At 53.8% G+C, this 21,873-nt stretch carries 22 protein-coding genes and 1 other RNA gene; 13 read left to right on the top strand and 10 right to left on the bottom strand.

All coding sequences use genetic code 11. The annotated features are described in order from the left end of the window. Nucleotides 1–13: 13 nt before the first annotated feature. The gene (locus tag OGY19_RS05025) at nt 14–592 is read right to left on the bottom strand and encodes a YecA/YgfB family protein (protein WP_003026978.1); all 579 of its coding nucleotides are present in this window, start codon (nt 590–592) and stop codon (nt 14–16) included. A 167-nt stretch (nt 593–759) separates the two neighbouring features. Between OGY19_RS05025 and zapA the strand changes: the two genes are divergently transcribed. From zapA to OGY19_RS05010, 3 genes are all read left to right on the top strand, one after another. Then, on the top strand, nt 760–1,089 hold the full coding sequence (gene zapA, locus OGY19_RS05020; RefSeq protein WP_003026980.1) for a cell division protein ZapA: 330 nt from the start codon (nt 760–762) through the stop codon (nt 1,087–1,089). A 41-nt stretch (nt 1,090–1,130) separates the two neighbouring features. Further along, nucleotides 1,131–1,314, top strand: a non-coding RNA gene (gene ssrS / locus OGY19_RS05015) — 6S RNA. A gap of 19 nt (nt 1,315–1,333) precedes the next feature. Beyond that, the gene (locus OGY19_RS05010; RefSeq protein WP_286596246.1) at nt 1,334–1,930 is read left to right on the top strand and encodes a 5-formyltetrahydrofolate cyclo-ligase; all 597 of its coding nucleotides are present in this window, start codon (nt 1,334–1,336) and stop codon (nt 1,928–1,930) included. A 380-nt stretch (nt 1,931–2,310) separates the two neighbouring features. Here the strand turns inward: OGY19_RS05010 and serA are convergent, their stop codons facing one another. After that, a complete protein-coding gene (serA, locus tag OGY19_RS05005; RefSeq protein ID WP_115601500.1) occupies nt 2,311–3,543 on the bottom strand; it encodes a phosphoglycerate dehydrogenase in 1,233 nt (410 codons plus the stop codon). Nucleotides 3,544–3,812: 269 nt separating this feature from the next. Continuing rightward, complete coding sequence (gene rpiA, locus OGY19_RS05000) at nt 3,813–4,472, bottom strand: ribose-5-phosphate isomerase RpiA (RefSeq protein ID WP_086523812.1); 660 nt, start codon at nt 4,470–4,472, stop codon at nt 3,813–3,815. Between the two features lie 170 nt (nt 4,473–4,642). Here rpiA and argP point away from each other — a divergent pair, with 170 nt between their 5' ends. From argP to scpC, 5 genes are all read left to right on the top strand, one after another. After that, nucleotides 4,643–5,536, top strand: a complete 894-nt coding sequence (argP, locus tag OGY19_RS04995) for a DNA-binding transcriptional regulator ArgP (protein ID WP_003026988.1) — start codon at nt 4,643–4,645, stop codon at nt 5,534–5,536. A 232-nt stretch (nt 5,537–5,768) separates the two neighbouring features. Further along, a complete protein-coding gene (gene scpA / locus OGY19_RS04990) occupies nt 5,769–7,913 on the top strand; it encodes a methylmalonyl-CoA mutase (protein ID WP_048213179.1) in 2,145 nt (714 codons plus the stop codon). Next, nucleotides 7,906–8,901 carry a methylmalonyl Co-A mutase-associated GTPase MeaB gene (gene meaB / locus OGY19_RS04985; RefSeq protein WP_115601499.1) on the top strand — a complete coding sequence of 332 codons (996 nt, stop codon included), beginning with the start codon at nt 7,906–7,908 and terminating at the stop codon, nt 8,899–8,901. The genes scpA and meaB overlap by 8 nt, the downstream gene beginning before the upstream one ends. Before the next feature lie 10 nt (nt 8,902–8,911). After that, nucleotides 8,912–9,697: a methylmalonyl-CoA decarboxylase gene (gene scpB / locus OGY19_RS04980; protein WP_003026994.1), complete on the top strand. Its 786-nt coding sequence runs from the start codon at nt 8,912–8,914 to the stop codon at nt 9,695–9,697. Between the two features lie 24 nt (nt 9,698–9,721). After that, complete coding sequence (gene scpC / locus OGY19_RS04975) at nt 9,722–11,188, top strand: succinyl-CoA:acetate CoA-transferase ScpC (RefSeq protein WP_115601498.1); 1,467 nt, start codon at nt 9,722–9,724, stop codon at nt 11,186–11,188. Here the strand turns inward: scpC and srsR are convergent. From srsR to epd, 7 genes are all read right to left on the bottom strand, one after another. Further along, nucleotides 11,185–12,081, bottom strand: coding sequence for a LysR family transcriptional regulator SrsR (srsR, locus tag OGY19_RS04970; protein WP_003026999.1), 897 nt, complete (start codon nt 12,079–12,081; stop codon nt 11,185–11,187). The two genes, scpC and srsR, sit on opposite strands and share 4 nt — an antisense overlap. Before the next feature lie 123 nt (nt 12,082–12,204). Further along, complete coding sequence (locus tag OGY19_RS04965) at nt 12,205–12,951, bottom strand: oxidative stress defense protein (protein WP_048213183.1); 747 nt, start codon at nt 12,949–12,951, stop codon at nt 12,205–12,207. A gap of 93 nt (nt 12,952–13,044) precedes the next feature. Beyond that, nucleotides 13,045–13,680 carry an arginine exporter ArgO gene (gene argO / locus OGY19_RS04960; RefSeq protein ID WP_003027005.1) on the bottom strand — a complete coding sequence of 212 codons (636 nt, stop codon included), beginning with the start codon at nt 13,678–13,680 and terminating at the stop codon, nt 13,045–13,047. A 149-nt stretch (nt 13,681–13,829) separates the two neighbouring features. Then, on the bottom strand, nt 13,830–14,690 hold the full coding sequence (locus OGY19_RS04955) for a small-conductance mechanosensitive channel MscS (protein WP_040232115.1): 861 nt from the start codon (nt 14,688–14,690) through the stop codon (nt 13,830–13,832). 191 nt (nt 14,691–14,881) lie between these two features. Continuing rightward, on the bottom strand, nt 14,882–15,961 hold the full coding sequence (gene fbaA, locus OGY19_RS04950) for a class II fructose-bisphosphate aldolase (RefSeq protein ID WP_003027029.1): 1,080 nt from the start codon (nt 15,959–15,961) through the stop codon (nt 14,882–14,884). Between the two features lie 214 nt (nt 15,962–16,175). Further along, complete coding sequence (gene pgk, locus OGY19_RS04945) at nt 16,176–17,339, bottom strand: phosphoglycerate kinase (protein WP_003027032.1); 1,164 nt, start codon at nt 17,337–17,339, stop codon at nt 16,176–16,178. Between the two features lie 39 nt (nt 17,340–17,378). Continuing rightward, a complete protein-coding gene (gene epd, locus OGY19_RS04940) occupies nt 17,379–18,407 on the bottom strand; it encodes an erythrose-4-phosphate dehydrogenase (RefSeq protein WP_003027035.1) in 1,029 nt (342 codons plus the stop codon). 374 nt (nt 18,408–18,781) lie between these two features. Between epd and OGY19_RS04935 the strand changes: the two genes are divergently transcribed. From OGY19_RS04935 to OGY19_RS04915, 5 genes are read left to right on the top strand one after another with little or no spacing between them, the layout of a single operon-like run. Beyond that, nucleotides 18,782–19,207 carry a PPC domain-containing DNA-binding protein gene (locus OGY19_RS04935; protein ID WP_115601496.1) on the top strand — a complete coding sequence of 142 codons (426 nt, stop codon included), beginning with the start codon at nt 18,782–18,784 and terminating at the stop codon, nt 19,205–19,207. A gap of 24 nt (nt 19,208–19,231) precedes the next feature. Beyond that, nucleotides 19,232–19,810, top strand: coding sequence for an ECF transporter S component (locus tag OGY19_RS04930; protein ID WP_003027040.1), 579 nt, complete (start codon nt 19,232–19,234; stop codon nt 19,808–19,810). Beyond that, entirely contained in the window at nt 19,811–20,518 is a 708-nt protein-coding gene (locus OGY19_RS04925; protein WP_044700834.1) for an energy-coupling factor transporter transmembrane component T, read from the top strand. Then, the gene (locus OGY19_RS04920) at nt 20,506–21,183 is read left to right on the top strand and encodes an ABC transporter ATP-binding protein (RefSeq protein WP_115601495.1); all 678 of its coding nucleotides are present in this window, start codon (nt 20,506–20,508) and stop codon (nt 21,181–21,183) included. The genes OGY19_RS04925 and OGY19_RS04920 overlap by 13 nt, the downstream gene beginning before the upstream one ends. Further along, the gene (locus OGY19_RS04915; RefSeq protein WP_061068540.1) at nt 21,177–21,827 is read left to right on the top strand and encodes an ABC transporter ATP-binding protein; all 651 of its coding nucleotides are present in this window, start codon (nt 21,177–21,179) and stop codon (nt 21,825–21,827) included. Before OGY19_RS04920 ends, OGY19_RS04915 begins: the two co-directional genes overlap by 7 nt. Nucleotides 21,828–21,873: the final 46 nt, after the last annotated feature.

The raw sequence follows: 21,873 nt of genomic DNA, 5'->3' as shown, positions 1-21,873 counted from the left end.
TGGCGTTTTGTTCTTAATGCAGAGTCGGTTTACGGACTTCAGGCGCGGTCGGCTGTTGACGCGTAAACGTGTCATGACACAGCAAGGCGGCTACACGCACGTATTCGATGATCTCTTCGAGCGACATTTCCAACTCTTCCTGATCTTCGTCTTCGTCATATCCCAACTGAGCGATATTACGCAGGTCGTCAATCGCTTCCCCGGTTTCGCCGGTTACTTTGTCGAGCTTCGGCTGCGTGACGCCAAGGCCCAGCAAAAAGTGGTTTACCCATCCCGCCAGCGCATCGGCGCGATCGAACACGCTGACGTCATCCCCTTCAGGCAGATAAAGCTGAAAAAGGAAGCCGTCGTCTTCGAGGGCATCGCTGGTGGCAGAATGCATTTTCAGCAGCGCCTGAGCCAGCTCGTGACCAAAGGCCAGACCTTCGTTCGTCAGGTCGTGCAACAGCGGCTGCCATGAGCTGTCGTTGTTTCCACCGCAAATCATTCCGCTTATCAAGCCGTGCATTTCGGCCGGGGTTAATCCAGCCCCTTGTTGGTTCAAAAACTGGCTAACTTCGTTGTAACCAGGCATTTCGTTCTGTATAGACATAAGCATTCGTCATCAAAGGGAGGAATATTCATGGTATGCTACCACTTTGGACCCTGGTGGACCAGAAAAGGGCTTGTATCTTGATACCAGGGTAGCTATAGTGTCGCCCCTTCGCGGACCCACGGTCTGGAGACGAAGGCAGCGCAGTCAATCAGCAGGAAGGTGGCATGTCTGCACAACCCGTCGATATCCAAATATTTGGCCGTTCACTGCGAGTGAATTGCCCGCCTGAACAAAGGGATGCGTTGAATCAGGCTGCGGACGATCTCAATCAGCGATTGCAAGATCTGAAAGTTCGCACTAGAGTCACAAATACTGAGCAGTTGGTTTTCATCGCCGCGTTGAACATCAGCTATGAATTAACTCAGGAAAAAGCGAAGACGCGTGAGTACGCGGCGAGCATGGAACAACGTATTCGGATGCTACAACAGACCATCGAACAGGCGTTGCTTGATCAGGGTCGCATAACCGAAAAAACGGGCCAAAACTTTGAATAACACTTTTCGGTTTACTGTGGTAGAGTGACCGTGAAGACAAAATTTCTCTGAGATGTTTGCAAGCGGGCCAGTCCCCTGAGCCGATATTTCATACCACAAGAATGTGGCGCTCCACGGTTGGTGAGCATGCTCGGCCCGTCCGAGAAGCCTTAAAACTGTGACGACGCATTCACCTTGAACCAAGGGTTCAAGGGTTACAGCCTGCGGCGGCATCTCGGAGATTCCCTTCTACCTGGCAACAGCCATGGCATTACTTTCTGAACTCCCTTTATCCCGGCAAGAAATTCGTCAACTGATTCGTCAGCGTCGGCGTGCGCTTACCTTCGAACAGCAGCAACAATACGGTCAGCAAGCCGCGACCCGAATGCTCAGCTTTCCCCCTGTTGTACTCGCTCATACGGTGGCGGTGTTTCTCTCGTTCGATGGCGAACTCGATACCCAGCCGCTGATCGAACAGCTGTGGCGAGCGGGCAAGTGTGTCTACCTTCCAGTGCTTCATCCCTTCAGCCCCGGTAATTTACTGTTCCTGCACTATCATCCGCACAGCGACCTGGTAACCAATCGCTTAAAGATCCAGGAACCACGGCTTGATGTGCGTGACGTATTGCCGCTGCCACAGCTGGATGTACTGATTACGCCGTTAGTGGCTTTTGACGAGGATGGGCAGCGCCTGGGGATGGGCGGCGGATTTTATGACCGCACGTTACAAAACTGGCAGCAGCATAAGATCCAGCCAGTAGGCTACGCGCACGACTGTCAGTTAGTCGAGAAGTTGCCGGTTGAAGAGTGGGATATCCCGCTACCTGCGGTGGTGACGCCGTCAAAAATTTGGCAATGGTAGCCGTTTTTTAGCGATTGACAGCGTCGTTTTTTTGACCTAAATTCCTCGGTGAAGGGTGAGGGAGGCTAACCTCCCTCCTGCGTACTCTCTGTTAATATGCTGGGTAAGCGATGATTAACAGGATCAGCAGCATGATGACGTATCTCATCATCGTCCCTTTCCTTTTTAAAGCCCCTGCTTCGGTAGGGGCTTTCCCGTTTCAGCACGATGCTGAGCCCCTATCGTAAATTCCTTTTATTGATGTACAACGCAGAGCGCAGCCTTTAATTACCAATTGCGGCAAGAGCCGAAAACAGAATGTATGCGTTACACAAAGAGATTTGAGGCAGGAAAATCAGAAGAAAGATGGGCAGGTCAACCGCCTGCCCATGTAGAGGAAATCAGTACAGCAGACGAGCACGAATAGTACCCGGGAGGGCTTTCATCGCCAGCAGCGCTTTCTCCGCCACATCTTCATCCGCTTCAATATCAATAACCACGTAACCTACCTGTGCGGAAGTCTGCAGATACTGTGCGGCAATGTTGACGCCCTGCTCGGCAAAAATCTGGTTCAGCGCGGTCAGTACGCCCGGACGGTTTTCGTGAATGTGCATCAGACGACGACCGCCGTGTAGCGGCAGCGACACTTCCGGGAAGTTAACTGCAGATAGCGTAGAGCCGTTGTCGGAATACTTGGTCAGTTTCCCAGCCACTTCCAGACCGATGTTTTCCTGCGCTTCCAGCGTTGAACCACCAATGTGCGGCGTCAGGATCACGTTGTCGAAATCACACAGCGGCGAAGTGAAAGGATCGCTGTTGGTTGCCGGCTCGGTTGGGAATACGTCGATTGCCGCCCCAGCCAGATGCTTGGTCGCTAACGCGTCGCACAGCGCAGGAATATCAACAACCGTACCACGTGCGGCGTTAATCAGCAGCGCGCCTGGTTTCATCAACGCAATCTCACGCGCGCCCATCAGATTTTTGGTGGAGGCATTTTCCGGTACGTGCAAACTGACCACGTCGCTCATATTGAGCAGGTCGGAAAGATGCTGCACCTGTGTGGCGTTGCCGAGCGGGAGTTTATTTTCAATATCATAGAAATAGACATGCATCCCCAGCGATTCCGCCAGAATGCCTAGCTGAGTACCAATGTGGCCGTAGCCGATGATCCCCAGTTTTTTGCCACGCGCTTCAAATGAGCCGGTAGCCAGTTTGTTCCACACGCCGCGGTGTGCTTTGGCGTTCGCTTCAGGTACACCGCGTAGCAGGAGAAGCAGTTCGCCAATCACCAGTTCCGCAACGGAACGCGTGTTAGAGAATGGCGCGTTAAACACGGGGATCCCGCGCTTTGCCGCAGCGGTCAGATCAACCTGGTTGGTGCCGATACAGAAGCAGCCAATCGCGACCAGTTTCTCTGCGGCGTCAATCACATCTTCAGTCAGATGGGTACGAGATCGCAGGCCAATGAAGTGGGCATCACGGATGGACTCTTTCAGTTGTTCAGTGTCCAGAGCGCCTTTGTGAAACTCGATGTTGGTATAACCTGCTGCACGAAGGCTTTCGAGTGCTTTTTGATGCACGCCTTCAACCAGCAGAAATTTAATCTTCTCTTTCTCCAGTGATACCTTTGCCATTTCCCGACCCTGTCTTTTTTGTTCAAACTGATGTGTTGTGTGTGGGATTTTCATCCTCCTCTTCAACATATCAAAAAATAATATTGCGGCAATATGAACGTTTGCGTCGCCGTGCTGAGGAAATGTCATTCAGCGGGAATTGTCAGAGGAATATACTGGCGATAACTTTTTCTTTGGAGGGATCGGCAGGACAATATTATAAACGTGACACAAGTCACCAAATTTGCCCTGCCAAAATTTTTTTAACGGGAGAAGACGCTCCCATCAGATCATTTTACGATAGTTTTCACGCCGTCCGGTGTGCCGATCAGCGCCACATCCGCACCACGGTTGGCGAACAGACCTACGGTTACTACGCCCGGAATCGCATTGATGGCGTTTTCCAGCGCCACGGCGTCAAGGATCTCCAGACCGTGCACATCAAGGATCACGTTGCCGTTGTCCGTCACCACGCCCTGACGGTATTCAGGACGACCGCCCAGCTTCACCAACTGGCGAGCCACAGCACTGCGCGCCATTGGGATCACTTCAACCGGCAGCGGGAAGTTGCCGAGAATGTCGACTTCTTTGGACGCATCCGCGATGCAGATAAATTTCTTCGCCACGGAAGCAATGATTTTTTCACGGGTCAACGCTGCACCGCCGCCCTTGATCATCTGCATGTGGCCGTTGATTTCATCCGCGCCGTCAACGTATACGCCAAGGCTGTCCACCTCGTTAAGATCGAACACGTGGATACCGAGGCTTTTGAGTTTTTCGGTCGAGGCGTCCGAGCTGGACACTGCACCTTCAATCTGACCTTTCATTGTGCCCAGCGCATCAATAAAGTGTGCGGCTGTTGAACCGGTACCTACGCCCACAATGGTGCCGGGCTGTACATACTGAAGTGCCGCCCATCCTACTGCTTTTTTCAGTTCATCCTGCGTCATGATCGTTTCGCCTGTGGTGTGAATATGGTGGGAAAATTCACGCGCATTATAGAACATTGTGCAGAAAAATGTTCCCACACCCGCTCGCAAGCGGCGGATTTCGTCTTTACCCAACCTAAATTTGTGTCATAGTGCAGAACAAGCAAAATTTTCAGGAGTGCGTCAAAGCAATGAAACGTCCGGACTACAGAACACTACAAGCACTGGATGCGGTTATTCGTGAACGAGGATTTGAGCGCGCGGCGCAAAAGCTGTGCATCACGCAATCCGCGGTTTCACAGCGCATAAAACAGCTTGAGAATATGTTCGGACAACCTCTGCTGGTGCGTACCGTCCCCCCGCGCCCTACCGAACAAGGACAAAAGCTTCTGGCACTTCTGCGCCAGGTTGAACTGCTGGAAGACGAGTGGCTGGGTGATGAACAAACCGGCTCGACGCCGCTGCTGCTTTCTCTGGCGGTGAACGCCGACAGCCTGGCAACCTGGTTACTTCCGGCGCTGGCCCCGGTACTGGCTAATTCGCCGATTCGCCTGAATCTGCAGGTTGAAGATGAAACCCGCACCCAGGAACGTCTGCGTCGTGGTGAAGTGGTCGGTGCGGTGAGTATCCAACATCAGGCGCTGCCAAGCTGTCTGGTGGATAAACTCGGCGCGCTGGACTACCTGTTTGTTGGCTCCAAACCTTTCGCCGAACGTTATTTCCCTAACGGCGTCACCCGCTCCGCCCTGCTGAAAGCCCCGGCGGTAGCGTTTGACCATCTTGATGATATGCACCAGGCGTTCTTACAACAAAACTTCGACCTGCCGCCGGGCAGCGTGCCGTGTCACATCGTTAACTCGTCTGAAGCTTTCGTCCAACTGGCGCGCCAGGGAACCACCTGCTGCATGATCCCCCACTTGCAGATTGAGAAAGAGCTGGAAAGCGGCGAGCTGATCGACTTAACGCCGGGCCTGTTCCAGCGCCGGATGCTGTACTGGCACCGTTTTGCCCCGGAAAGCCGCATGATGCGCAACGTTACCGACGCGCTGCTGGAATACGGGCACAAGGTGTTGCGTCAGGATTAAACCATTTATTGCTCCAGAGTGCCGGATGGCGGCGTAACGCCTTATCCGGCCTACAAGCCTTTACCCTCTTTTCATGCTATTCCCGCCACGTCTTTGAAATACATCACAAAATAAAACACGCCACGCGGCAAAAAACGACGTCCTGTTGGCTATTTTTTGCTGGCGACAAGCCAAATGAAAAAGCTCACCGTATCCGCAAAGATTCAACTTATTGCGTAATACGGAGCAAAAAATGGCAAACGTGCAGGAGTGGCAAACACTCGCCAACAAAGAACTCAGTCGACGGGAAAAAACCGTTGAGTCGCTGGAAAGACAGACGGCGGAAGGGATTGCCATCAAACCGCTGTACACTGAAGCGGACCTCGATAATCTGGAAGTCACGGGCACCCTTCCCGGCCTGCCGCCTTACGTGCGTGGCCCGCGCGCCACCATGTATACCGCGCAGCCGTGGACCATTCGCCAGTACGCTGGTTTCTCTACCGCCAAAGAGTCCAACGCCTTTTACCGTCGCAACCTCGCCGCCGGGCAAAAAGGGCTTTCCGTCGCCTTTGACCTTGCCACCCATCGCGGCTATGACTCTGACAACCCGCGCGTGGCAGGTGACGTCGGCAAAGCGGGCGTGGCGATCGATACTGTCGAAGATATGAAGGTACTGTTCGACCAGATTCCGCTGGATAAGATGTCGGTATCAATGACCATGAACGGCGCGGTGCTGCCAGTACTGGCGTTTTATATCGTCGCTGCAGAAGAACAAGGCGTAACGCCGGAGCAACTCACCGGGACCATTCAGAACGATATTCTGAAAGAGTACCTGTGCCGCAACACCTACATTTACCCGCCAAAACCTTCAATGCGCATCATCGCCGACATCATCGCCTGGTGTTCCGCCAATATGCCACGCTATAACACCATCAGTATCAGCGGTTATCACATGGGGGAAGCCGGGGCGAACTGCGTCCAGCAGGTGGCGTTTACGCTGGCTGACGGCATTGAGTACATCAAAGCCGCGCTGTCTGCCGGGCTGAAAATTGATGACTTCGCGCCGCGCCTGTCATTCTTCTTCGGCATCGGCATGGATCTGTTTATGAACGTCGCCATGCTGCGCGCGGCTCGCTATTTGTGGAGTGAAGCAGTCAGCGGTTTTGGTGCGACTAACCCGAAATCTCTCGCTCTGCGTACCCACTGCCAGACCTCCGGCTGGAGTCTGACCGAGCAGGATCCTTACAACAACGTGATCCGCACGACCATTGAAGCGCTCGGCGCTACGCTTGGCGGCACTCAGTCCCTGCATACCAACGCCTTTGATGAGGCGCTCGGTCTGCCCACCGATTTCTCCGCCCGCATCGCGCGTAATACACAGATCATCATTCAGGAAGAGTCAGAGATCTGCCGCACCGTCGATCCGCTGGCCGGATCGTATTACGTCGAGTCGCTCACCGATCAAATCGTGAAGCAGGCGCGCACGATCATCAAACAAATTGATGAGGCAGGCGGCATGGCGAAAGCGATCGAAGCCGGGCTCCCTAAACGGATGATCGAAGAAGCTTCCGCGCGCGAGCAGTCGCTGATCGACCAGGGTAAACGCGTTATCGTCGGCGTGAACAAATACAAGCTGGATAAAGAAGACGAGACGTCGGTGCTGGAGATCGACAATGTGAAGGTGCGCAACGAGCAGATTGCCTCGCTGCAGCATATCCGTGCAACTCGCGACAATGATGCCGTTAACGCCGCGTTATCCGTGCTGACCCACGCCGCACAGCATAATGAAAACCTGTTGGCCGCCGCCGTTAACGCCGCCCGCGTTCGCGCCACGCTTGGTGAGATCTCCGACGCGCTGGAAAGCGCTTTTGACCGCTATCTGGTTCCCAGCCAGTGCGTCACCGGCGTGATTGCGCAAAGCTATCACCAGTCCGACAAGTCCGCCGATGAGTTCGACGCCATCGTTGCGCAAACCGAACAGTTCCTCGCAGAAAATGGTCGCCGACCGAGGATCCTGATCGCCAAGATGGGCCAGGATGGCCACGATCGCGGCGCGAAGGTGATCGCCAGCGCCTACTCCGATCTCGGCTTCGATGTTGACCTCAGTCCGATGTTCTCCACACCAGAAGAGATCGCCCGTCTGGCGGTAGAAAACGATGTGCATGTAATAGGCGCATCGTCACTGGCGGCGGGTCATAAAACGCTGATCCCGGAACTGGTTACTGCGCTCAAAAAATGGGGGCGTGAAGATATCTGCGTGGTAGCAGGAGGCGTTATTCCGCCACAGGATTACGCCTTCCTGCACGAGCATGGCGTGGCAGCCATTTATGGCCCCGGCACGCCAATGCTCGACAGCGTCCGCGATGTGTTAACCCGTATCAGTCAGCATCATGATTAACGCCGCCACGCTTGAGGATACCGTCCGTCGTTTGCGACTTGGCGAACGGGCTACGCTCGCCCAGGCGATGACGCTGGTCGAAAGCAGCCACCCGCGCCACCAGCCGCTGAGTACGCAGTTGCTGGACGCAATTATGCCGTTCACCGGTAACGCCCTGCGTTTGGGGATAACCGGTACGCCGGGCGCGGGCAAAAGCACCTTTCTGGAAGCATTCGGCATGCTGTTAATCCGTCACGGATTACGGGTGGCGGTGATCGCCGTCGATCCCAGCAGTCCGGTCAGCGGCGGCAGCATTCTTGGTGATAAAACCCGCATGACGGAGCTGTCTCGCGCCGAATCTGCGTTTATTCGCCCGGTCCCTTCCAGCGGTCATTTAGGCGGAGCCAGCCAACGCGCCCGCGAATTAATGCTGCTTTGCGAAGCGGCAGGCTTTGACGTGGTGATAGTAGAAACCGTCGGCGTTGGGCAGTCAGAAACCGAAGTCGCAGGCATGGTGGATTGCTTTATCTCACTGCAAATCGCTGGCGGTGGCGACGATTTGCAAGGCATCAAGAAAGGCCTGATGGAAATGGCGGATCTGGTCGTCATCAACAAGGACGACGGTGAGAACCATACCAACGTTGCCATCGCCCGCCATATGTACGAATCCGCCCTGCATATTCTGCGCCGCAAATATGACGAGTGGCAGCCGCATGTTCTGACCTGTAGCGCGCTGGAAAAACGCGGTATTGAGGAGGTCTGGCAGGCGATAACCGACTTTAGAACGTGCCTTACCGCCAGCGGTCGACTGGAAAAAGTCCGCCAGCAGCAGGCGGTGGACTGGTTACACCAGCAGGCTGAAGAAGAAGCCCTACATCTGCTGTTTGCGCGGACTGATTTCGACCGCTATTTCCAGCAGACGCTACAGGCCGTCAAAAATAACGATCTGTCGCCGCGCACCGGTCTGCGGCACATCAGCGAATTTATCCAGCATCATTACTTTCAATAAAGAGAACATTATGTCTTATCAATACGTCAACGTGGTCATCATCCAGAAAGTCGCGGTTATTGAGTTCAACTACGCCCGCAAGCTCAATGCCCTGAGTAAAGTGTTTATTGACGATCTGATGCAGGCGCTGAGCGATCTCAATCGTGCGGACATTCGCTGCATCATTCTGCGCGCTCCGAGTGGAGCCAAAGTTTTCTCTGCCGGGCATGATATTCATGAACTCCCGACCGGACGTCGCGATCCGCTCTCCTATGACGATCCGCTGCGTCAGATAACCCGCATGATCCAAAAATATCCAAAACCGGTGATCTCCATGGTTGAGGGAAGCGTCTGGGGCGGCGCGTTTGAGATGATCATGAGTTCTGATCTCATCATCGCCGCTGAAACCTCTACCTTCTCGATGACGCCGGTCAACCTCGGCGTGCCGTATAACCTGGTCGGCATCCACAACCTGACCCGCGATGCTGGGTTCCATATCGTTAAAGAGCTGATTTTTACCGCTTCGCCGATTACCGCTCAGCGTGCGATGGCCGTCGGGATCCTCAACCATGTGGTTCCTGTAGACGAACTGGAAGATTTCACTCTGCAAATGGCGCACCACATCTCGGAAAAAGCGCCGCTGGCAATCGCCGTCATTAAAGAAGAGCTGCGCGTGCTGGGTGAAGCGCACACCATGAATTCCGATGAGTTCGAGCGCATTCAGGGCATGCGCCGCGCGGTGTACGACAGCGAGGATTATCAGGAAGGGATGAACGCGTTTATGGAAAAACGTAAACCTAATTTTGTCGGCCATTAATCACGTCTGAGGAAGGAGACGGCCATGAAACGGATGAGCGCCGAACAGGCGGCAGAAATTATCCAGCACGATGATATGGTGGCGTTTAGCGGCTTTACCCCCGCGGGTTCGCCAAAAGCGTTACCCAGCGCAATTGCCCAACGCGCCTGCGAACAGCATCAGAACGGACAGCCTTTTCAGATCCGCCTGCTGACCGGAGCATCAATTGGCGCCGCCGCTGATGATGTACTATCCGCGGCGGATGCCGTTTCCTGGCGTGCGCCTTATCAAACGTCATCGGGCCTGCGCGAGAAAATTAATCAGGGCCAGGTGAGGTTTGTCGATCTCCATTTGAGCGAAGTGGCGCAGATGGTTAATTACGGCTTTTTTGGCGAGATCGACGTTGCCGTCATTGAAGCCTCAGCCATCGCGCCGGATGGCCGGATTTGGCTGTCCAGCGGTATCGGTAATGCCCCCACCTGGCTGCTGCGGGCGAAAAAAGTGATTATTGAATTGAATCATTACCATAATCCGCGTGTGGCGGAGTTTGCCGATATCGTGATACCCGGTGCGCCGCCGCGGCGTAACAGCGTACCCATTTTTCATACCATGGATCGCGTAGGCAGTCAGTGCGTACAGATAGACCCCAAAAAGGTGGTTGCGGTGGTGGATACCGAACTGCCCGATACAGGAAATGCATCGGATAAAACCAATCCAGTCAGCCAACAAATTGCCGATAACGTGGTCTCTTTCCTGCTGGCAGAAATGGCGCACAAACGCATTCCTGCTGAGTTTCTGCCCTTACAAAGCGGCGTGGGTAATATCAACAACGCGGTAATGGCTCGACTGGGCGAGAACCCGGATATCCCGCCCTTTATGATGTATTCGGAGGTGTTGCAGGAGTCGGTAGTGCATCTACTGGAAACGGGCAAGATAACCGGTGCCAGCGCCTCCAGCCTGACCATTTCAGCCCCGTCGCTACAGAAGATTTACGACAACATGGACTTCTTCGCCAGCCGGATTGTATTGCGCCCGCAGGAGATCTCCAATAACCCGGAAATCATCCGTCGGCTGGGGGTTATTGCGCTCAACGTTGGTCTGGAGTTTGATATCTACGGTCATGCCAATTCCACGCACGTTGCGGGGGTGAACCTGATGAATGGCATCGGCGGCAGCGGGGATTTCGAGCGCAACGCCTACCTGTCTATCTTTATGGCGCCGTCGATTGCCAAAGGCGGGAAAATATCCACCATCGTACCGATGTGCAGCCATGTCGACCACAGCGAACATAGCGTTAAAGTGATCGTGACCGAACAAGGGATTGCCGATCTGCGTGGGCTATCTCCGATGCAGCGGGCGCACACGATTATCAATAACTGTGCGCATCCGCTTTACAGAGATTATTTGCACCGCTATCTGGAAAAAGCGCCCGGCGGGCATATCCATCACGATCTCAGCCATGCGTTCGATCTGCATCGCAACCTTCTCGAAACAGGCTCGATGCTAGGTTAACTTGCACTACCGTCACGATCTTCAGCAATATGCTGGAGCATGGTGGCGGTATAGCGATGATTTTTCAGCGAATAGAGAAACTCCTGCATATACATGGGACTGCCGGGCGCGTCGAAATATTTCAGCGTCGACGGGTTCACCAGCCGCCATGCGAAGTGCGGGATCACCGTCAAAAACTGCCCGCGCTCCACCGCGCTAATCTTGGCCATAAAGCTGTACGGACGATAGATTATCGTCGGGTTGATCCCGCAGGGTCGCATGTAGGCATCCAGCATCGCCTCAAAGTTGGCGCGATTCTGGAAGCGCATTTGCAGCCAGGGCAGCTCGCGCAGCAGATCCTGCGGCTGTTTTTCTTCATAGCGCCGGGAAACGAGAAACCCCAGACGCAGCGGAGGCAGTTCGCTGATCGCCAGGTTTTCCAGCTCCTGCACGCGGGGGGAAACGTGCTGTGGCGAGATAATAAAATCCAGTTTGCGGTCGAACAGGTTATCAATCACCCCATTCTCGCTAAATTCAACGGCCTGAGCCGTCACGCCGTCATACTTGTCACCAAGGCTGATCAACTGGTCAAAAATAATCGTCGGGTAGGTATTGTCGATGCCGATGACGATTTCCCGCGAGCGGCGAGAGGCGTTATGGATTTCGTTATCAATGGCAGAGAGGCGCTGATAAACGGGAAACAGCTTCTGATACAGCTCCTGTCCGGCTTTATTCAGGCTGATGTTGTTATCTTTACGAGTAAACAGCGTATAGCCGATTTGATCTTCCAGTGCGGCAATGCTTTTGCCAAACGGCGATGCGGTCATGTGTATTTTTTCTGCCGCTCTGGCGATGTTATTGGTTTGCGCCAGCAGAATAAAATTACGCATCTTTTTTGAGATAAAAATATCCATAGCGTCCCCTTAAAAATCGCTATGGCCTATCCTCATTACGGCGAAAAAAAAGACCGGATGTGAAGTCTCATTTTTACAGTTGCTCACAGAAAAAACCCGGCTGGAAAGCCGGGTCTGAAAAGATTACTGAGTTTTGGCAGGCGTTGCCGCTGGCTGCCCCGCCGTCGGCTCAATCTGGAAGACGACATCAACCTGATCGTCAAACTGAATAACCGGCTGTTCGTAGGTTTCCTGAGCAGAGGTAGCAGGTGCCGCATCTGCTTTCATCATCCGTACCATCGGGCTCGGCTGATAATTGGAAACGTGGTAGCGCACGCTGTACACCGGGCCAAGTTTGCTATTGAAGCCCGCAGCCAGCTGTTCAGCCTGATGAATGGCATCATCAATTGCCGCTTTACGCGCTTTATCTTTGTAAGCATCCGGTTGAGCAACGCCCAGTGATACCGAACGGATCTCATTCAGACCCGCCTTCAGCGCGCCATCGAGCAGCGCGTTGAGTTTGTCCAGCTGACGCAGCGTGACTTCTACGGTGCGCACCGCACGATACCCTTTGAGGATACTTTTACCGTTCTGGTAGTCGTAGTCCGGCTGGGTACGCAGGTTTGCAGCGTTAATATCCTTCTTCGCTATCTGGTTTTGTTCAAGGAAGGACAGATATTGCGCCACGCGCTCATCGGCCTGCTTCTTAGCTGAGGCCGCATCCTTGGCAGCAACGTTCACTTCAATTGCCAGCGTGGCGATGTCTGGTGTCGCATCCACGCTTGCTGTTCCGGAAGTCACGATGTGCGGTCCATTTGGCAACTCATTTGCCTGTACCGATAGTGCGCTGAATCCAACTAATGCCGCCAGGGCCATTATTTTGAACTTCACGGTCGTTCCTCCATGTTTCATTAATTACCCCGAAACTCAGGGCACATGCAGGCAAGCTTAGCCGATCTCGCTGCGTTGTCCATCAGACAACACTTAGTTGAACAACGCATGAACGTGCGCAACACCTTCTTTTGCCAGCTGAAAAGCGATAAACCACATCACTAATCCTACCAGCGTATTGATGATGCGCTGCGCTTTAGCAGTACGCAGACGCGGAGCCAGCCAGGCCGCCAGCAATGCCAGACCAAAAAACCACAGGAACGAAGCGCTGACGGTTCCCAGCGCAAACCAGCGCTTCGGCTCAACGTCCAGTTGGCCCCCCAGACTCCCCAGCACCACAAAGGTATCAAGATAAACATGTGGGTTTAGCCAGGTTACCGCCAGCATGGTGGCGATGATTTTCCAACGCCCCTGCTTCATTACCTCGGCGCTGGCCAGTTCCAGATTACTGCTCATCGCCGTTTTTAACGCGCCAAAACCGTACCAGAGCAGAAACGCCACTCCGCCCCAGGTGACCAGCGCCATCAACCACGGCGACTGCATCAGCAAAGCGCTACCGCCAAAGATACCGGCGCAGATCAGCACTAAATCGCTGATAGCACAGAGTAAAGCAATCATGATGTGATACTGGCGGCGAATGCCCTGGTTCATCACGAAGGCATTTTGTGGACCAAGCGGAAGTATCATGGCCGCACCAAGTGCAAGCCCTTGAAAATAATACGATAACACGTTAATCATCCCGAACTGTTTCTCTTAGGAGCAGACTATAGCGCGGGAAAATCATTAGCGGAAATTGATAATTTTAATCGCAGATTAGGGAAATTAATGGAAAGATAGTTTTATCGGCCCGGAAAGCGAAAGCACCTCCGGGCGCGTAATTACTCTGCCGTACTCTCTTTCACACGCTTGAAGTTCACATCCATCTGCGGATACGGGAAGCTGATGCCGTTGGCATCGAACTCACGCTTAATGCGTTCCAGTACATCCCAGTAGACACTTTGCAGATCGCTGCTGTTGCTCCAGACGCGTACGACGAAATTAATTGAGGAAGCCCCCAGCTCATTCAGGCGCACCGTCATTTCACGGTCTTTAAGAATGCGATCTTCCGACTGAATGATATCAGTGAGGATTTTTTTCACCTGATCGATATCGGAGTCGTAAGCCACGCCGATAATAAATTCGTTACGACGAACCGGCTCGCGAGAGAAGTTAATGATGTTCCCGGCAATAATTTTACCGTTTGGGATCACAACAATCTTACCGTCAACGGTGCGCATAGTGGTGGAGAAAATCTGCACGTTGAGCACGGTTCCGGCCACGCCGCCGAGATCGACATACTCACCCGCACGGAACGGACGGAACATTACCAGCAGGACACCTGCGGCGAGGTTAGACAGGGAGCCTTGCAGCGCCAGACCGACGGCTAAACCTGCGGCACCGAGAACGGCGATCACGGAGGCAGTTTGCACCCCAACGCGGCCCAGAGCGGCAATCAGCGTGAAAGCGATAATACCGTAACGCACCAGTGCAGAGAGGAAGTCGGCAACGGTGGCATCAATTTTACGCGCCAGCATCAGGCGGTTAACGGTATTTGATACAATGCGCGCCACGATCATACCGATAATGACAATCGCGATGGCCGCAACGATGTTGACGGCATAGCTCAACAGCAGTTCCTGGTTACGCACCAGCCAGGTGCCCGCACCGTTTATGCTGTCGACAACATTCAAATCTTCCATTCACTATTCCTTTTTTGCTTACCCAAACGGGAGAAATAAAGCCGCCCTGACGGGACTGGCAACCTGACAAGGGTAAACAATAAACCCGGATTTTGCCAAACAGATCACAGAATTCTCTGCCAGCAGTACATTGACATAGCAATAAAAAAGGCCCGCATTTGCGGGCCTCATGTCACATGGAACGGCGTAAATTACAGAACGTCAACCGCGTTCAGTTCTTTGAAAGCCTGTTCCAGACGGGTGATCATGGTTGCCTGACCAGCACGCAGCCATACGCGCGGATCGTAGTATTTCTTGTTCGGCTGATCTTCGCCTTTCGGGTTACCCAACTGGCCCTGCAGGTAAGCTTCGTTTGCTTTGTAGTAGTTCAGAACGCCTTCCCAGGTAGCCCATTGGGTATCGGTGTCGATGTTCATTTTCACTACGCCGTAGCTTACGGAGTCTTTGATTTCCTGAGCAGTAGAACCGGAACCGCCGTGGAAGACGAAGTTCAGGCTGTTGTGCGGCAGGTTATGTTTCTTAGAAACATAGTCCTGAGAGTCGCGCAGGATGGTCGGGGTCAGAACCACGTTACCCGGCTTGTAAACGCCGTGTACGTTACCGAAGGACGCTGCGATGGTGAAACGCGGGCTGATTTTGCTCAGCTCGGTGTACGCGTAATCAACGTCTTCCGGCTGGGTGTACAGTGCAGAAGCGTCCATGTGGCTGTTGTCCACGCCGTCTTCTTCGCCACCGGTGCAACCCAGTTCGATTTCCAGAGTCATGCCCATTTTGGACATGCGCGCCAGATATTTGGAGCAGATTTCGATGTTCTCTTCCAGAGACTCTTCAGACAGGTCGATCATGTGAGAAGAGAACAGCGGTTTGCCGGTTGCTGCGAAGTGTTTTTCACCCGCGTCCAGCAGACCGTCGATCCACGGCAGCAGTTTCTTCGCGCAGTGGTCAGTGTGCAGGATAACCGGAACACCGTAGTGTTCAGCCATCTGGTGAACATGATGCGCGCCAGAGATAGCACCCAGGATTGCAGCGCCCTGAGGCACGTCGGACTTCACGCCTTTACCCGCGATGAAAGAAGCACCACCGTTGGAGAACTGTACAATTACCGGCGCTTTAACTTTTGCAGCAGTTTCCAGAACGGCGTTGATGGAGTCGGTACCCACGCAGTTAACAGCTGGCAGAGCAAAGTTGTTTTCTTTAGCTACCTGGAAAACTTTCTGTACGTCATCACCAGTGATTACGCCTGGTTTTACGAAATCAAAAATTTTAGACATATTACGAGTCCTGTATCTTCGGCCGTTATACACATCATCCTTCAAGCCGCCTCATCGTTGGCTGCTCTCGCTCGCCCCAGTCACTTACGTAAGTAAGCTCCCGGGAACTCACTCTGTTGCCGCCTTGATGCAACTCGAATGATTTTGTGTAAAGAATTGAAGCGTGCTCTAAAGCGCGCTGAAATAAGGGCAGGTTTCCCTGCCCATTAAAGTCTTACTTTTTAGCACGCTCTTCGAGCATGGCTACTGCTGGCAGGACTTTGCCTTCCACGAATTCGAGGAACGCGCCGCCGCCAGTAGAGATGTAGGAGATTTTGTCAGCAATGCCGAACAGGTCGATTGCTGCCAGGGTGTCACCGCCGCCTGCGATAGAGAATGCTTCGCTGTCTGCAATGGCATTAGCAACGATTTCAGTACCTTTGCGGAAGTTCGGGAATTCGAACACGCCAACCGGGCCGTTCCACAGAATGGTTTTCGCATTCTTCAGGATGTCAGCCAGCTGCTGTGCAGAAGCGTCGCCGATATCCAGGATCTGCTCGTCTTCTTTTACATCGCTAACGGATTTCAGGGTAGCCGGTGCGGTTTCAGAGAATTCAGTTGCAACGCGAACGTCGGTTGGGACCGGGATGTCGCAAGTGGTCAGCAGACGCTTAGCTTCGTCAACGAGATCTGCTTCGTACAGGGATTTACCCACGTTGTGACCTTGAGCAGCAACGAAGGTGTTCGCGATACCACCGCCAACGATCAGTTGGTCAGCAATTTTTGACAGAGAATCAAGAACGGTCAGTTTGGTAGAAACTTTAGAACCACCAACGATAGCAACCATCGGACGAGCAGGTTCTTTCAGTGCTTTACCCAGTGCATCCAGCTCGGCAGCGAGCAGCGGACCTGCACAAGCGACATCGGCGAATTTACCGATACCGTGAGTAGACGCCTGCGCACGGTGAGCAGTACCGAAAGCGTCCATAACGAATACGTCGCACAGAGCAGCATATTTTTTGGACAGTGCTTCGTCGTCTTTCTTCTCGCCTTTGTTAAAGCGAACGTTTTCCAGAACAACCAGTTCACCAGCAGCGACTTCAACGCCGTCCAGGTAATCTTTTACCAGGCGAACCGGAGCAGACAGTTTGTCTTTCAGGTAGTTAACAACCGGCAGCAGAGAGAATTCTTCGTTGTACTCGCCTTCGGTAGGACGACCCAGGTGGGAAGTTACCATCACTTTAGCACCCTGTTTCAGGGCCAGTTCGATGGTCGGCAGGGAAGCACGGATACGCGCATCGCTGGTTACTTTCCCTTCTTTAACTGGTACGTTCAGGTCCGCACGGATAAAAACGCGTTTACCAGCCAGATCCAGATCGGTCATCTTAATTACAGACATGGTGAATCCTCTCGTTGATTCATAAAGTTTTGTCGACGCTCAAGCGTCGAGCCTGAAACCAATAGCAGCCATCGCTAACGTCGTGTCGAGCATACGGTTAGCAAAGCCCCATTCATTATCACACCAGACCAGCGTTTTGATCAGGTGAGCGCCACTCACACGCGTTTGCGTACCATCAACGATGGCGCTGTGCGGGTCGTGGTTAAAATCTACTGAGACCAACGGTAATTCCGTATAGTCAACTATACCATGAAATGCACCTTGTGCTGCTTTTTGCAGCAACTGGTTGACTTCACTGGCTTTTACTGGTTTTTTCACCGTCACGCTTAAGTCGATCGCCGTCACATTTATGGTCGGTACACGCACCGCTATCGCTTCAAAACGATCGTTAAACTGCGGGAAAATTCGCGTGATGCCCGCCGCCAGTTTGGTATCAACCGGAATGATCGACTGGCTGGCCGCTCGCGTGCGACGCAGGTCAGGATGATAAGCATCAATAACCTGCTGATCGTGCATCGCGGAGTGGATCGTGGTGACGGTACCAGACTCAATGCCGTAAGCATCATCCAGCAATTTAATGACGGGTATTATGCAATTCGTGGTGCAGGAGGCATTGGAAACGATCCGGTGCTCAGCGCGCAGCTGATCCTGATTAACGCCAAACACAACGGTTGCGTCGATGTCGTGACTACCAGGATGTGAAAAGAGCACTTTCTTTGCGCCGGCGGCAATATGCGCCTCGCCGTGTTCGCGGCTGCCGAAGACCCCCGTACAATCCAGCACAACGTCGACACCCAGTTCGCGCCACGGAAGCGCATCGAGCGTTCGCTCATGCAGAATGCGGATCGCGTCATCGCCAACGATGAGCTGGTCTCGTTCCTGACGAACATCCCAGGCAAAACGCCCATGGCTGGTGTCATATTTCAACAAATGCGCCATGCCTGCAGCATCCGCCAGTTCGTTGATTGCCACCACGGTGATTTCCGCCCGACGCCCGGATTCATACAAAGCACGAACCACGTTGCGTCCGATGCGACCGAAACCATTAATCGCTACGCGTACGGTCATAGGTCTCCTGCAAGGATTTCTCAGAAACGATGTGGCAGACAGAGTAATGCAGCAAATCGCTCAGGGAAACCTTACCTGTCGCAAACTGCGACTAATTGGTTAATTGTCGAACATTTAATCGACTGAAACGCTTCAGCTAGAATAAGCGAAACGCGGAATAAAAGGAATGATTGTCCAGCAACAGAACACAGTTATCTGACTTACGTCACATTTTAACGTCCTTCAACGCGACTTTTATTCCATATTCCAGAATTACGAATAACCGTAGCAAGATTATTTCGTTGCCATGTCACAAATCCTGATTTATATCAGAAAGCTCCCTAACCCGCGTCTATATTATCAGCGCAACGTCCGAGTCTCGGAGTCCCTCAACTATGGCAACATTCTATCCCCAACCCTCTGAAGCTCGCTTTCATGCGCTGCGTTTATTACCGGGCCAGGAAGTCTTTTCAGAGCTACACGCTTTTATCCAGCAACATCAACTACAGGCAGCCTGGATAGCGGGTTGCACCGGCAGTTTGACCAACATTGCTCTGCGCTTCGCCGGACGTGAAGAAACCACATTACTTACGGGTACGTGGGAAATTATCTCTCTGAACGGCACACTAGAACTTACCGGCGAGCATCTCCATCTGGCGGTTGCTGACCCACACGGCACGATGCTGGGTGGACACATGATGCCGGGCTGTACCGTGCGAACCACGCTGGAACTGGTGATTGGCGAGTTGACGTCTCTGGCATTCAGCCGTCAGCCCTGCGCCGTTTCCGGTTATGACGAACTGGTTATTTCATCCCGCTAACGCTTCACTTATACGAGGTCTTTTATGGCGCGTCGCCAATTTTCCAGCCAGTCTCTGGTTCTTATTGTCATTGCTATCGCCATCAACATGGTCGGTGGGCAGCTTATCAGCATGTTGAAATTACCTATTTTTCTCGACTCGATTGGCACTTTGATCAGCGCGGTGCTGTTAGGCCCGGTTGTGGGGATGCTAACCGGATTACTCACTAACTTGCTGTGGGGATTACTGACCGATCCGATCGCCGCCGCCTTTGCGCCCGTTGCCATGGTTATTGGACTGGTCGCCGGTTGGCTGGCACGGGCAGGATGGTTTCGCACCTTACCCAAAGTCGTGGTCAGCGGCGTAATTATCACGCTTGCCGTGACCCTCGTTGCCGTGCCGATTCGCACGACTCTGTTCGGCGGTGTCACCGGCAGCGGTGCGGATCTTTTTGTCGCCTGGATGCACTCGGTCGGTCAGAACCTGGTGGAGTCCGTCGCCATTACCGTCATCGGAGCGAATCTGGTCGATAAAATCCTTACGGCAATCATCGTCTGGGTGCTGCTGCGACAACTTCCGCTGCGCACCACGCGCCATTTCCCTACGATGTCTGCCGTGCGTTAAATGCATCCATTTACGTCGTTAACTCTGTGGGCGCTTGCCGCCTGCTCCACGCTCCTGCTGCCAGCCGGAGTGCCGCTCAGCTTGTACAGCGCCGCGACGTTTGTCGGTTTGCTATGTATGAAGGCTACGCGGTCGCGGGCGAAATACGTACTCTGGCTGATGATCCCCTTAGGACTGGGGCTATGGCTGGTACACGGCGGATGGCTTACCGAGTGGATTAGCGGGCAGCCGCGCGCACCAGAACGCTGGGCCGATGCCGTTACGCTCTGGCTGCGGATCCTGGCCATTGTGTCGACATCGCAGATGTGGATGCAGTACGTGCCGGTTGCGCGCTTTATGCGCGCCCTGTTTGCTTCACGCCTGCCGCCAGGCGTTGCCTATCTGTTCGCAGGCCCACTGCTGGTGGTTGAACAGCTCAAACACCAGTTGGCGATTATTCACGAGGCTCAGCGCGCACGCGGCGTACCGCTGGATGAATCCTGGTACCAACGTTTACGCGCTATGCCGGCATTAATTGTGCCGCTCACCCATAACGCGCTCAATGACCTGGCCGTTCGCGGTGCAGCGCTCGATATGCGGGGATTTCGCCTGCATCGCACTCGCACCACGCTGTGGGCGCCGCCAGACAGCACCTTACAACGTCTGGCCCGCTACGGTATGGTGGTTCTGATGGCGGTTGAGACAGGAATCTGGATATGGTTACGTTAGAGCAGTTTCGCTATATTCCGACGCACGCTATGCGGCCATCCGCCGGTTACGATTTCCATTACGCCAGGCCTGGTATGGTGGCTATTTTTGGTGAGAACGGCAGCGGGAAAAGTACGCTGGCACAGCTGATGGCTGGCTGGTACCCCGACTTCCTTCCGGGAGAAATTGAGGGCACAGGCACGCTACTGGGTAATCCCATCGGGAAACTGTCGCTGGTCGAGCAGTCGAGTACCATCCAGCTTGTGCAGCAGTCACCTTACCTGCAGCTTTCAGGTTGTACTTTCAGCGTGGAGGAAGAAGTGGCGTTTGGCCCGGAAAATCTCTGCCTTACCGAGACTGAAATTATGCAGCGCATAGATGCCGCCCTTACGCTGACGGAATGTCAGCCTCTGCGCCATCGTCATCCCGGCACCCTTTCCGGTGGGGAAACCCAGCGGGTAGTTATTGCCAGCGCACTCGCCATGCAGCCGAAAATATTGATTCTGGATGAAGCATTCAGTCGCCTGACGGCGCAAGCCACGGCAATGCTGCTGGCTCGACTGCAGCAGTGGGCACAGGAACAGCATGCTTTGGTGATACTTTTCGAACGCAACCCTTCACCTTTTCTCAGCTACTGCCAGCAGGCATGGCAACTGCGCGACGGAGCATTGTCATCACTATGCTAACGCTAAACCAGGTCAGCTATCGCTGGCCGAACGCCTCCGATGACTGTTTACGCAATATTTCGCTGGAACTCCAGGAGGGGGAATGGCTGGCGCTAACGGGCGATAATGGCGCAGGAAAATCCACGCTTTTGCGCATCATGGCCGGGCTACTGACGCCCTCATCCGGCACAATAACCGTTCAAAATCGTGCGATTGCGCAACTGAAAAACCGGGAGCGCGCCAGGGTGCTCGGCGTACTGTTTCAGGAGGCGGAGAATCAAATCTTTCACAGCAAGGTTGCAGAGGAAGTGGCCTTCGGATTACGGCTACAGAAGCTTCCTGCGACTGAAATTGCGCAACGCACGATGGCGGCGCTGCGATTATGTCAGTTAGAGGATGTCGCCGACGCGCACCCGCTCGATCTGCATACTGCACAACGACGTATGGTTGCCGTCGCCAGTCTGGAAGCCCTCGAACCTGCTATTCTACTGCTGGATGAGCCCAGCCGGGACTTTGATGCGCATTGGCTTGGCGTCTTCGAAAACTGGCTGGCAGTGTGTCGTACGCGTGGTGCCAGCGTTGTGGCGATCAGTCATGACGCTGCATTTACGCAGCGCCATTTTTCGCGCGTAGTACGTCTTGAAGCAGGTCAGCTACGCACGTAACTACCCTGATAAGCAAAAAAACGGGCCGCCTGAGCGACCCGTTTTC

The sequence above is a fragment of the Citrobacter sp. Cy070 genome (assembly GCF_030332245.1).
GTDB classification, from domain to species: domain Bacteria; phylum Pseudomonadota; class Gammaproteobacteria; order Enterobacterales; family Enterobacteriaceae; genus Citrobacter; species Citrobacter youngae.
Note: the sequence above shows the minus strand (reverse complement) of the source record. Positions and strands in the feature narration are given on the sequence as shown.